General features: G+C 65.4%; 10 protein-coding genes. 2 read left to right on the top strand and 8 right to left on the bottom strand.

Annotated elements, in window-relative coordinates:
• Positions 1 to 30: 30 nt before the first annotated feature.
• From AC3WK8_RS21800 to AC3WK8_RS21780, 5 genes are all read right to left on the bottom strand, one after another.
• Positions 31 to 1,857, bottom strand: a complete 1,827-nt coding sequence (locus tag AC3WK8_RS21800; RefSeq protein ID WP_103325826.1) for an ABC transporter ATP-binding protein — start codon at positions 1,855 to 1,857, stop codon at positions 31 to 33.
• Positions 1,850 to 2,452, bottom strand: coding sequence for a DsbA family protein (locus AC3WK8_RS21795; protein ID WP_178088044.1), 603 nt, complete (start codon positions 2,450 to 2,452; stop codon positions 1,850 to 1,852). The genes AC3WK8_RS21800 and AC3WK8_RS21795 overlap by 8 nt, the downstream gene beginning before the upstream one ends.
• A gap of 36 nt (positions 2,453 to 2,488) precedes the next feature.
• Positions 2,489 to 3,430, bottom strand: a complete 942-nt coding sequence (trhO, locus tag AC3WK8_RS21790; protein WP_053133227.1) for an oxygen-dependent tRNA uridine(34) hydroxylase TrhO — start codon at positions 3,428 to 3,430, stop codon at positions 2,489 to 2,491.
• Between the two features lie 183 nt (positions 3,431 to 3,613).
• On the bottom strand, positions 3,614 to 3,910 hold the full coding sequence (locus AC3WK8_RS21785) for a BolA family protein (protein WP_085596794.1): 297 nt from the start codon (positions 3,908 to 3,910) through the stop codon (positions 3,614 to 3,616).
• Between the two features lie 12 nt (positions 3,911 to 3,922).
• Positions 3,923 to 4,438, bottom strand: coding sequence for a DUF2059 domain-containing protein (locus AC3WK8_RS21780; RefSeq protein ID WP_085596795.1), 516 nt, complete (start codon positions 4,436 to 4,438; stop codon positions 3,923 to 3,925).
• Between the two features lie 182 nt (positions 4,439 to 4,620).
• On the opposite strand from AC3WK8_RS21780, the gene AC3WK8_RS21775 reads away from it, so the two are divergent.
• Complete coding sequence (locus AC3WK8_RS21775) at positions 4,621 to 6,015, top strand: class II fumarate hydratase (protein ID WP_085596796.1); 1,395 nt, start codon at positions 4,621 to 4,623, stop codon at positions 6,013 to 6,015.
• A gap of 43 nt (positions 6,016 to 6,058) precedes the next feature.
• Here the strand turns inward: AC3WK8_RS21775 and AC3WK8_RS21770 are convergent, their stop codons facing one another.
• The 3 genes from AC3WK8_RS21770 to pap form a co-directional block, all read right to left on the bottom strand.
• Positions 6,059 to 7,018 carry a DMT family transporter gene (locus AC3WK8_RS21770; protein WP_103325824.1) on the bottom strand — a complete coding sequence of 320 codons (960 nt, stop codon included), beginning with the start codon at positions 7,016 to 7,018 and terminating at the stop codon, positions 6,059 to 6,061.
• Positions 7,019 to 7,173: 155 nt separating this feature from the next.
• Positions 7,174 to 8,358 carry a thiolase family protein gene (locus AC3WK8_RS21765; protein WP_085596797.1) on the bottom strand — a complete coding sequence of 395 codons (1,185 nt, stop codon included), beginning with the start codon at positions 8,356 to 8,358 and terminating at the stop codon, positions 7,174 to 7,176.
• A 99-nt stretch (positions 8,359 to 8,457) separates the two neighbouring features.
• Positions 8,458 to 9,972 (bottom strand): polyphosphate:AMP phosphotransferase, encoded by a 1,515-nt coding sequence (gene pap / locus AC3WK8_RS21760; RefSeq protein ID WP_085596798.1) that lies wholly within the window; start codon positions 9,970 to 9,972, stop codon positions 8,458 to 8,460.
• Positions 9,973 to 10,119: 147 nt separating this feature from the next.
• Here pap and mnmC point away from each other — a divergent pair, with 147 nt between their 5' ends.
• Positions 10,120 to 12,096 carry a bifunctional tRNA (5-methylaminomethyl-2-thiouridine)(34)-methyltransferase MnmC2/FAD-dependent 5-carboxymethylaminomethyl-2-thiouridine(34) oxidoreductase MnmC1 gene (gene mnmC / locus AC3WK8_RS21755; protein ID WP_103325823.1) on the top strand — a complete coding sequence of 659 codons (1,977 nt, stop codon included), beginning with the start codon at positions 10,120 to 10,122 and terminating at the stop codon, positions 12,094 to 12,096.
• Positions 12,097 to 12,109: the final 13 nt, after the last annotated feature.

Below are 12,109 nucleotides of genomic sequence, written 5' to 3'. Positions count from 1 at the left end.
AAGCACTAAGCACAGAAAGCCGGATAAAACTCAAGGCGCTCGAACTTGCTGCAAATGCCCATAAAGCTTGGCATAGAGGCCGCCATCGGCAATCAGCTGCTGATGGTCGCCATCTTCGGCGATCTGTCCGCCATCGAACACCAATACCCGGTCCGCCTGCTTCACCGCCGACAGGCGATGGGCAATGATCAGCGTAGTCCGGCCCTGCAAAAAGCGCGTCAGCGCCTGGTGCAGGTTGTATTCGGTGGCCGCATCCAGGGCGGAGGTGGCCTCATCGAGGATCACCACCTTGGGTTCGGCCAGGACCATCCGCGCAATCGCCAGGCGCTGGCGCTGCCCCCCTGACAGTCGTACCCCGGAACGTCCGACCACGGTGTCCAGCCCCTGGGGCAGGCTCCTCACCGTGACATCCAGCTGGGCGATTTCCAGTGCCTGCCAGCAGGCATTGTCGCTGCGCTCACGGCCCATGGTCAGGTTGGCCCGTACAGTGTCGTTGAACAGCGCTGGATGCTGCAGCACCACGGCCACGTTCTCGCGCACGGTCGCCAGGCCGATCTCCTCCTGGGTCGAGCCACCGAAGCGGATACTGCCGGCCTGCGGCGTGTACAGGCCAAGCAACAGTTGCACCAGGGTACTCTTGCCGCCGCCGCTGGCGCCGACGATCGCCACCTTCTCCCCCGGGGCGATGGACAGGTTCATGTTGTCCAGCACGCGCTCGTCGCCATAACCGAAGCTCAGCCCGCGCACCTCGATGCCCATGGTCTCGCGCCCCTGGAACGGGTCCACGCCACCGGCATATTGCGGCTCGTCGGCGCGCGCCAGCAGCTCGTTGATCCGGGTCAGCGCCCCGCCCGCGGCGTAATAGGCGTACTGCAGGTTCAGCAATTGCTCCACCGGCCCGATCATGAACCACAGGTAGCTGAACACCGCGAGCATCTGGCCTATGGACAGGTCGGAAAACAGCACGGTGAGCATCGCCACGGCGCGGAAGATATCGATGCCGAACTGGAACAACAGCCCGCTGGCCCGCCCCGAAGCGTCGCTTTTCCACTGCGAGGCCACCGCATAATCCCGCACCTCTTCGGCACGCCGCCCCAAGCGCCCGAGGAAGTAGCCCTGGCGATTGCCGGCACGGACTTCCTGGATAGCTTCCAGCGTCTCGGTCAGGGCCTGGGTGAAGCGCGAGGTGCTGTCGTTCTCCAGCTTCTTCAGGTGCTTGACCCGCTTGCCCAGTTGCACCGTGGCGAAAATCACCAACGGGTTGAACAGCAGGATCAGCAATGCCAGCTTCCAGTGCATCCACATCAGGATCCCGGCGGTGCCCACCAGGGTCAGCATGGCCACCAGGAAACGACTCAGGGTCTCGCCGACGAACTTGTCTACGGTGTCCAGGTCGGTCACCAGGTGGCTGCTGACCGTGCCGCCACCCAGGCTTTCATACTCACCCAGGGAGATGCGCTTGAGTCGCTCGATCAGGCGGATGCGGATGCGATAGACGATGTCCTTGGCCAGGCCGGCGAACAATCGGGCCTGGACCACGTTGAACACCAGGGCCGCGCAACGCAGGATCAGGGTCGCCAGCAGCATCAGGCCGATATAGCCAGCGGCGCTATGCCAGGAAGCCGGCAGCAACAGCCGCATCACCTGCAACGCGGCATCGCCATGCCCCAGCAGCACTTCGTCCACCAGCAACGGCAACAGCAAGGGGATCGGCACACTGCACAGGGTCGCCAGGACGGCGACGCCATTGGCGATCCACAGGGATTTCTTGTGCTGCAGGGCCAGGCGACGGATTTCCGCCCAGCTCAGACGATCGACGGTTTTGCCGCTGGCGCCTGGATCGACCGGCTCAGGCACTGGCAGCGCGCTCCAGCCAGCGCCCCAGCAACGGCGAGAGTTCGCCAAGTGGCTGGTAGCCGTTGGTCAGCAACGCCAGTTGGCCGTTGCGCTCGGCCAGCATGGTGGGGAACCCGGCGATGCCCAGGTCCTGGACCCAGGTGAAGTCCGCCGCCGTAGCCGCATGTTGCTCGGTACGGTCGAAAGCCTCGGCGAATTCGATGCGGGGCACTCCGGCCCGCTCGGCCAGTTCCACCAACACGCTGGCCAGGGTCACATCCCGGCCCTCGACATAGAACGCCCGCTGGATCAAACCCAACAGCTTCCAGGCGCAATCCGGCGCCAGGCCACGCGCAGTGACGATGGCCCGGCAAGCCGGTTCGGTGTCATAGACGAAGCCGTCGGGCAACGCCCCCTCGAACTTGAACGCCTGGCCGGTGGCCTGGTGCACCGCCTGCCAGTGTTCGAGGATGTAGCGCCGGGTCGTGGGCTCCAGGGCCGCGCCGCTGCCAGTGCGCAGGCCGCCCACCACCAGGTGCAGCTCGACGCCGGCAGCTTGTGCCTGCTCCACCAGGGCCTCGGCCACCGGAGCGAAGCCCCAGCACCATGAACACATCGGGTCCATCACATAGAGCAGGCGGGCGGACATGGCTCAGGCCTCGGAGGATGTTTGCTTGTAGTTGTAGCCGATCGGATGCGGCTGGTTGCGAGCCTTGGCCAACTCGATCTGTTTCTGCCGGTCGATGGCGCTGCGGCGAGTCTTCTCGCTCAGCGTATCCCAGCAATGGGGGCAACTGATGCCCGGCACGTAGTGCTCGGAGGTACGATCCTCGACGCTCACCGGAGTCCGGCAGGCATGACATTGATCGTAGTCGCCTTCGCTCAGGTCGTGGCGCACGGTGACCCGGTTGTCGAACACGAAGCAGTCGCCCTGCCACTTGCTCTCTTGCTGCGGCACTTCCTCGAGGTACTTGAGGATCCCGCCCTTGAGGTGGAACACCTCGCCGAAACCTTCGCTGAGCATGTAGCTCGAAGCCTTCTCGCAGCGAATGCCGCCGGTGCAGAACATCGCCACTTTCTTGTGCTTGCTGGGGTCGAAGTTGGCCCGGATGTAGTCCGGGAACTCGCGGAAGGTGGTGGTCTTCGGATCGATGGCGCCTTCGAAGGTACCGATGGACACCTCGTAGTCGTTGCGAGTGTCGATCAGCAGGACCTCCGGGTCGCTGATCAGGGCGTTCCAGTCCTGGGGCTCGACGTAGGTCCCGACTTGCTTGTTCGGGTCCACGCCCGGCACGCCCAGGGTGACGATTTCCTTCTTCAGCTTGACCTTGGTGCGGTAGAACGGCTGCTCGTCGCAGTACGACTCCTTGTGATCGATGTCGTGCATGCGCGGGTCGTTCTTGAGCCAGGCCAGCAGGCCGTCGATGCCTTCACGGCTGCCGGAAACCGTGCCATTGATGCCTTCCTCGGCAATCAGCAGGGTGCCCTTGATGCCGTTATCGAGCATGGCCTGCAGCAGGGGCTCGCGCAGGCTGACGTAATCTTCGAGGGTGACGAACTTGTACAGTGCCGCCACGACTATGGGTTGAGTCATGGGTAATCTCCAGGTGGCTACCCTCGTAAAGGGTGAACCGGATGCAAAAAAAACGCGCCGGCTAAGCGGCGCGTTGCGGATTGTAACAGGAAGCCGGCGGCAAGCTCCAAGTCTCGAGCCGCAAGCAAGCAGCCGAGCCGGGAATCTGCAGCCAGGGCTCGCCGCCGGCCTAAGCCGCGACGCCTAGGGATGGCCCCCGGCGCAGGTCGGCGAGGCCGGGGCCGCGCCGATCGTTTCCCACTCCTGGGGCGTGTAGGTATGCAGCGCCAGGGCATGGAACTGGCCCATCAGCTCACCCAGGGTGGCGTAGACCTTCTGGTGGCGCTTGACGCTGTTGAGGCCGGCGAACTGCTCGCTGACCAACACCGCCTTGAAGTGGGTTTCCTGGCCACGGCTATGCATGTGGCTTTCGTCCAGCACTTGCAGGTGCGCAGGCTGCAAGCCCGCCAGCGCCGTTTCGATCCGTTGTTGCATGATCATCGCGGGCTCCGCTTACTTCTTCTTCGCCGGAGCGGCCTTTGGCTCGAGCTCGGCGGTCATGTCGGCCAGCAGCTTGTTCACCACCGGCACTGCGCTTTCCAGCTTGCCCTGGGTCATCTGCGCCGATTGCTGGGTCAGCTGGGGCATCTTCTCCAGGACCTTCTTGCCCAGTGGCGACTGGTAGAAAGCCACCAGGTCCTTGAGCTCCGACTCACTGAAGTTGCTGGTGTAGAGCTTGACCATGTCCGGTTTCAGCTTGTTCCAGCCGATGGCCTGGTCCAGGGCGGCGTTGGCCTTGGCCTGGTAGGTTTCGAGCAGCGCACGCTTGGATTCCGGAGCCTTGGTCTGCTCGAAACGCTGGGCGAACATCTGCTGCACTTGCATGTAGACCGGGGTACCGAGCTTGTCCGCATGGGCCAGGGTCAGGAAAGCCTCGGCACTGGCGTTGTGGCTGGCGGTATCGGCAAGAACCTGGCCGCTGGCACAGACCAGAACAACCGCGGAACAGAGGGCACGAAGACGGGTCATCGAGTTTCCTTTTCTAGCAGGCGAGGTAGAACCCCAAGGGCGCCCATTCTGCGCCTATTGCTCCGCGTCCCTCAACCCCACCCGGTTTTGCCCGGGCCAATAGCCGGGATAAATCCCTCCAAGGGAACCCGAGCCTCGGATCAGGGCCTAAACTGGCCAGTCAGACTAGGAGGATCGCCACGATGAATCGAATCGAAACTGACAGCCTGGGCCAGGTTGAAGTCCCGCAGGAAGCCTACTGGGGCGCTCAGACCCAACGCTCGCTGGTCAACTTCGCCATCGGTACCGAACGCATGCCGCTGTCGGTCCTGCACGCCCTGGCGCTGATCAAGAAAGCCGCGGCCCGGGTCAACAACCGCAACGGCGACCTGCCCGCGGATATTACCCGGCTGATCGAACAGGCCGCCGACGAAGTGTTGGCCGGCGAGCACGACGACCAGTTCCCACTGGTGGTGTGGCAAACCGGCAGCGGCACCCAGAGCAACATGAACGTCAACGAAGTGCTGGCCGGACGGGCCAACGAGCTGGCGGGCAACCCCCGCGGCGGCAAGGCGCCGGTGCACCCCAACGATCACGTCAACCGTTCCCAGAGCTCCAACGACTGCTTTCCCACCGCCATGCACATCGCCACCGCCCAGGCCGTGCAATTCCAGCTGCTGCCGGCCATCGCCGAACTCTCCGGTGGCCTGGCCGAGCTGTCGGCGCGGCACATGAAGCTGGTGAAGACCGGACGCACCCACATGATGGATGCCACGCCGATCACCTTCGGCCAGGAACTCTCGGCCTTCATCGCCCAGCTGAGCTACGCCGAGCGAGCGATCCGCAGTGCCCTGCCGGCGGTCTGCGAACTGGCCCAGGGCGGCACCGCCGTGGGTACCGGGCTGAACTCGCCCCACGGTTTCGGCGAAGCCATCGCCGCCGAGCTCGCCGCCCTCTCCGGCCTGCCGTTCGTCACCGCGCCCAACAAATTCGCCGCCCTGGCCGGCCATGAACCACTGACCGCCCTGTCCGGCGCCCTGAAGACCCTCGCGGTGTGCCTGATGAAGATCGCCAACGACCTGCGCCTGCTGGGCTCGGGGCCGAGGGCCGGCCTGGCGGAGGTCAAGCTGCCGGCCAACGAGCCGGGCAGTTCGATCATGCCCGGCAAGGTCAACCCGACCCAGTGCGAAGCCTTGTCGATGCTGGCCTGCCAGGTCATGGGCAACGATACCGCCATCGGTTTCGCCGCCAGCCAGGGCCATTTGCAGTTGAACGTGTTCAAGCCAGTGATCATCCACAACCTGCTGCAATCGATCCGCCTGCTGGCCGATGGCTGCAGCAACTTCCACCAGCACTGCATCACGGGCCTGGAGCCCGATCCGGTGCAAATGGCCGCCCACCTGGAGCGCGGCCTGATGCTGGTGACAGCGCTCAACCCGCATATCGGCTACGACAAGGCCGCCGAGATCGCCAAGAAGGCCTACGCCGAGAACCTGACCCTGCGCGAAGCGGCTCTGGCACTGGGTTACCTGGACGATGCGCAGTTCGACGCCTGGGTCCGCCCGGAAAACATGCTGGAAGCCGGAAAACAGGGCTGACATCCAGAGCGGGCGGCGGGTTTCATGCCGCCGCCCGTGATCGTCACCTGGCGCCACCGCGCCGACGCCGTGCCCGCAACCCCTCGATCAGCGACGGCCCCAGGGCCGTCAGCGCCGAACCCAGCACCACCAGCAACGCACCGCCATAACCCAGGCCGTTGATCTGTTCCGCGTGCACGTACTCCGGCCACATCCAGGCCGCCCAGGCCACGGCGGCGAAGGTCACCAGTGGGGTGATGGCCAGGGTCGCGCTGACCCGCGATGCCTCCCAATGGGCCAGGGCTTCGGCAAACGCGCCATAGGCCACCAGGGTATTGAGGCAGCAGGCCAGCAACAGCCAACCTTGCAATGGCGTCAGCGCCAGAACCTCCAACGGATGAACCCAGGGCATGAGCAGCAAGGCGCAGGACAGGTAGATCACCATCATCACCTGCAATGAATTCCACACACTCAACAACTGCTTCTGGCCCAGGGCATAGAAGGTCCAGACCGCCGATGCCGCCAGCACGGTGAGCACGCCAGCGGTGTAGTCGCCCAGGGACGTCAGCAACTCGGCCAGGCGCTGGTTGAAGAACAACCCGAACCCCACCAGCAACACCAGCAGGCCCAGGCCCTGCCCCAGGCTGAAGCGCTCCTTGAACACCAGCACACTGGCGACCAGCAACAGGATCGGCCCCATCTGCACCACCAGTTGCGCGGTGCCCGGGCTCAACAGGTTCAGGCCCATCAGGTACAGCACGTAGTTGCCCACCAGGCCACCCACCGCAAGCGGCACCAGCCAGGCGCCCCGCGGCCCGAGCCGACGCCAGTCGGGCAGGCGTCGCACCGCCGCCAGGTAGACCAGCAGGCACCCGCCGGACACCAGCAGGCGGAACCAGGTCACGGTGACCGGATCCATCGCTTGCAGCACTTGCTTGAGCTTGATGGGCAGGATGCCCCAGAGCACCGCGGTCACCAATGCGAGGAACAGGCCATAGGCCCAACGACCGGATGAAACATGCATGCCACCCCCACAAAACCTGCCAGCGACGGGCACATTCTAGGGCCGCAGCCCGGGGCGACACAGCGGCCGTGAACGACCGCGCGCAAACAGGACAGTCCAGGTCGCAAACACGCAAGCCGGCCCCATCGGAGCCGGCTGGTATAGCGGCAACAGGCCTAGCGCACGGCCTCGAACAGCCCGGTGGCGCCCATGCCGCCGCCCACGCACATGGTGACGATGCCGTAGCGCAAGTTGCGCCGCTGCAGCTCGCGCACCAGGTGTCCGACCTGGCGCGAGCCGGTCATGCCATAGGGGTGGCCGATGGCGATCGAGCCGCCATTGACGTTGTAGCGGGCGTTGTCGATTTCCAGGCGCTCGCGGGCATACAAGCACTGGGACGCGAAGGCCTCGTTGAGTTCCCACAGGTCGATGTCGGCGATGCTCAGGCCCTTGGCCTTGAGCAGCTTGGGCACCGAGAACACCGGGCCGATGCCCATTTCGTCCGGCTCGCAGCCGGCCACGGTGAAGCCACGGAAAAACGCCTTGGGCTTGAGTCCCAGGGCCAGTGCCCGCTCCAGGCTCATCACCAGGGTCATCGAAGCCCCATCGGAGAGCTGCGAGGAGTTGCCAGCGGTCACCGAACCATCCTCGGCGAACACCGGCTTGAGCGCCGCCAGGTTCTCCAGGGTAGTGTCCGGGCGGTTGCAGTCGTCGCGATCCACCACGCCATCGAGGATCTGCACCTGCCCGGTGTTCTTGTCCTCGACCCTGTACTTGACCGCCATCGGCACGATCTCGTCGTCGAACAGGCCGGCGGCCTGGGCCTGGGCAGTGCGCTGCTGGCTCTGCAGGGCGTAAAGGTCCTGGCTCTCGCGACTGACCTTGTAGCGCCGGGCCACCACCTCGGCGGTCTGGCCCATGGGGAAATAGATGCCCGGCACCTGTTCCTTGAGCAACGGGTTGATCAGGTTGTCGGTATTGACGCTCTTCATGGTCAGGCTGATGGACTCCACCCCGCCGGCGACGATGATGTCGCTGCAGCCGGAGGCGATCTGGTTGGCGGCGATGGCGATCGCCTGCAACCCCGAAGAGCAGAAACGGTTGAGGGTCATGCCCGCGGTGCCGGTGCCCAGGGCCGAAAGCACGGCGACGTTGCGCCCGATGTTGTAGCCCTGGGCCCCTTCGTTGGAGCCGGCGCCGACGATGCAATCCTCGACGCTGGCCGGGTCGATGCCAGTGCGCGCCAGCAGCGCATTGACACAATGGGCGGCCATGTCGTCCGGACGGGTCTGGTTGAACTTGCCGCGAAAGGACTTGGCCAGGCCAGTCCGCACGCTGTCGACTATCACCACTTCACGCATGACGCTCTCCTTGTTGTTGCCAGCTCAAGAGCGTCGAGCATAGATCCGCGGCCAACCGGCCGCGACGATCATTCATTGGCCGTATGCGTGGCCATCGGCCTACTTCTTGTGTTTCTTGTCGTGCCGGTCGCTGCGCTCGAACGCCTCTTCCAGGGTCCGGTTGATGGTGCGCAGGACCTTGACCCGGGCCCAGCGCTTGTCGTTGGCCTCCACCAGGGTCCAGGGCGCCACTTCGGTACTGGTACGGTCGACCATGTCGCCCACCGCAGTACGGTAGTCGTCCCACTTGTCGCGGTTGCGCCAGTCGTCCTCGGTGATCTTGAAGCGTTTGAAGGGGATCTCTTCGCGCTCCTGGAAACGCTCCAGCTGGGTGTCCTTGTCGATGGCCAGCCAGAACTTCACCACGATCACCCGGGCATCGGCCAACTGCTCCTCGAAGTCGTTGATCTCGCTGTAGGCCCGCAGCCAGTCGGCCGGGCTACAGAAGCCCTCGACCCGCTCCACCAGCACCCGGCCGTACCAGGAACGGTCGAAGATGGTGAACTTGCCCCGGGCCGGGATCTGCCGCCAGAAACGCCAGAGGTAGGGCTGCGCGCGCTCGTCTTCGGACGGCGCGGCGATCGGCACGATGCTGTATTGGCGTGGGTCCAGCGCCGCCGCCACCCGGCGGATGGCGCCGCCCTTGCCCGCCGCATCGTTGCCCTCGAACACCGCCACCAGGGCGTGCTTGCGCATGCGCTTGTCACGCAACAGGCCGGCCAGGCGCGCCTGCTCGGTGATCAGTTGCTCCTCGTAGTCGTCCTTGTCCAGGTGCTGGGTCATGTCCAGGCTGTCCAGCAGGCTCAGCTGGTCCACCGCCGGCGGCAACGGCGCGGCGTTGACCTGGGCCGGCTTGAGCGGCTTGCGAGCCAGGGCGCTCTGCAAGCCCTCGAGCAGGATTCGGCCCACGGTAAGGCTGCGGTAATGCGGGTCCACGCCTTCGATCACATGCCAGGGCGCGTAGTCGCGGCTGGTGCGGCGCAACACTCGCTCGCCGTACTTGACGAACTTGTCGTAGGTCTCCGATTGCTGCCAGTCCAGCGGGCTGATGCGCCAGCTGTGCAGCGGATCGTCCTGCAGGGCCTTGAGCCGGGCCTTCATCTGCTTCTTGGACAGGTGGAACCAGAACTTGAAGATCAGCGCGCCCTCATCGCAAAGCATCTTCTCCAGGCGCTCGGCAGCATTGATCGCCTGGTCCAGGCGCGGGTCCTTGATCTGCCCATGCACCCGCCCCTGGAGCATCTGGCTGTACCAGTTGCCGAAAAACACCCCCATGCGCCCCTTGGCCGGGAGCATGCGCCAATAGCGCCAGGCCGGTGGCCGCGACAGCTCCTCGTCGGTCTGCTGGTCGAAGGTGCGCACCTCGATCAGGCGCGGGTCCATCCATTCGTTGAGCAGCTTGACCGTCTCGCCCTTGCCCGCCCCTTCCACGCCATTGATCAGCACGATCACCGGGAATCCGGCCTTCTGACGCAACTCGAACTGCGCCTCGAGCAAGGCTTCACGCAGGGCCGGCACTTCGGCGTCGTAGGTTTCCTTGTCGATGGCGTGACCGATTTCAGCGGATTCGAACATGGGTGGCTCCCTTCCAAGAATTTTCCAAGACTAGCGGATGGACCTCGGCCAGGGAAAACAAATCCAGAAGCGCCAACGGCTTGCCATGGATCAAGCGCCGACCCGGTGATCGGCTAGAATGGCCGCCTTGCGCCACATGAGCCGAACATGACAGCAGAACTGCCCTACGCCCAGCTCGACTGGGACGACCAAGGACGCCCGCGCTCGCGGGTCTTCGACGATGTGTATTTCTCCAGCGACTCGGGACTGGATGAAACCCGCCACGTCTTCATCGAACAGAACCGCCTGGGGGAACGCTTCGCCGCCCTGGCCGCCGGCCAGCGCTTCGTCATCGGCGAGACCGGCTTCGGCACCGGGCTAAACTTCCTCTGCGCCTGGCAACTGTTCCGGCAACAAGCGCCCGCCGGCGCGCGCCTGCATTTCGTCAGCGTCGAAAAGTACCCCCTGAACCACGCCGACCTGCAACGGGCCCTGGGCCTGTGGCCGGAGCTGGCCGACCTGGCGCAGCCGCTCTTGGTGCAGTACCAGGCGATCCACGGTGGTTTCCAGCGCCTGGTCCTGGACCAGGGCCGGGTCATCCTGACCCTGTTGATCGGCGATGCCCTGGAGCAACTGCCGCAACTGGACGCCCAGGTGGACGCCTGGTTCCTCGACGGTTTCGCCCCGGCGAAGAACCCCGAGATGTGGACCGCCGAGCTGTTCGCCGAACTGGCCCGCCTGGCTGCACCGGGCGCAAGCATCAGCACCTTCACCAGCACCGGCTGGGTGCGGCGCCTGTTGAACGCGGCGGGCTTCAAGATGAAGCGCACCCCGGGCATCGGCCGCAAATGGGAAGTGCTGCGCGGCGAGTTCCTCGGCTGGCCCGAAGGAACTCCCGCTCCGGCCGCAGCCAAGCCCTGGTTCGCCCGCCCACCACGACAAGACAAGAGCGCCCTGGTGATCGGCGGCGGCCTGGCTGGCTGCTCCAGTGCCGCCAGCCTGGCTGCCCGTGGCTGGCAGGTACGACTGCTCGAACGCCATGGGCAACTGGCCCAGGAAGCCTCGGGCAATCCCCAGGGCGTGCTCTACCTCAAGTTGTCGGCCCACGGCACGGCGTTGTCGCAGATGATCCTCAGCGGCTTCGGCTACACCCGCCGCCAGCTCGAACACCTGCAACGAGGCCTGGACTGGGACGGCTGCGGCGTCCTGCAACTGGCGTTCAACGCCAAGGAAGCCGAACGCCAGGCGCAACTGGCCGCGGCCTTTGCCCAAGACTTGCTGCACATCCTGGACCGCGAGCAAGCCCAGGCCCGGGCCGGCATTGGCCTGGAATACGGCGGATTGTTCTTCCCCGAAGGAGGCTGGGTCCATCCGCCGGCGCTGTGCCAATGGCAAGCCGCGCATGCAGGTATCCAGGTCCTGGCCCATCGGCAGGTGCTGGAACTGCGCCGGGTCGACCAGCAATGGCAGGCTTGGGACGGCGAGCAGCTACTGGCCAGCGCCGCCGTGGTAATCCTCGCCGGCGCGGCCGAGATCAAGCAGTTTCCCGCCAGCGCCGAGTTGCCCCTCAAGCGCATCCGTGGGCAGATCACCCGCCTGCCGCAAACGGCACGCAGCCAGGCCCTGGCCACGGTGGTCTGCGCCGAAGGCTATGTCGCCCCGCCCCGGCTGGGGGAACACACCCTGGGCGCCAGCTTCGACTTCCACAACCAGGACCTGGCCCCGACCACCGCCGAGCATGCGGGCAACCTGGAGATGCTGCGGGAGATCTCCAACGATCTGCTGCAACGCCTGGACGCCGAGCACCTGCCGCTGGAAGAGCTGCAAGGCCGTGCGGCCTTTCGCTGCACCAGCCCGGACTACCTGCCCATCGTCGGCCCGCTGGCGGACCGCGCTGCCTTCGCATGCACCTATGCCGCCCTGGGCAAGGACGCCCGCCAAGTACCGGACCTGCCCTGCCCCTGGCTCGAAGGCTTGTACATCAATAGCGGCCATGGCTCGCGCGGCTTGATCACCGCACCGTTATCCGGGGAACTGCTGGCCGCTTGGCTGGAAGACGAACCCCTGCCACTGCCCAGGAGCGTGGCCGAGGCCTGCCATCCGAACCGCTTCGCCCTGCGCCGGCTGATTCGCGGCAAGGCCTGAGCCAATCCGCGGG

The organism is Pseudomonas sp. FW507-12TSA (genome assembly GCF_058781435.1).
The sequence above is the reverse complement of the archived record's forward strand: the minus strand, read 5'-3'. Positions and strand labels throughout refer to the sequence as shown.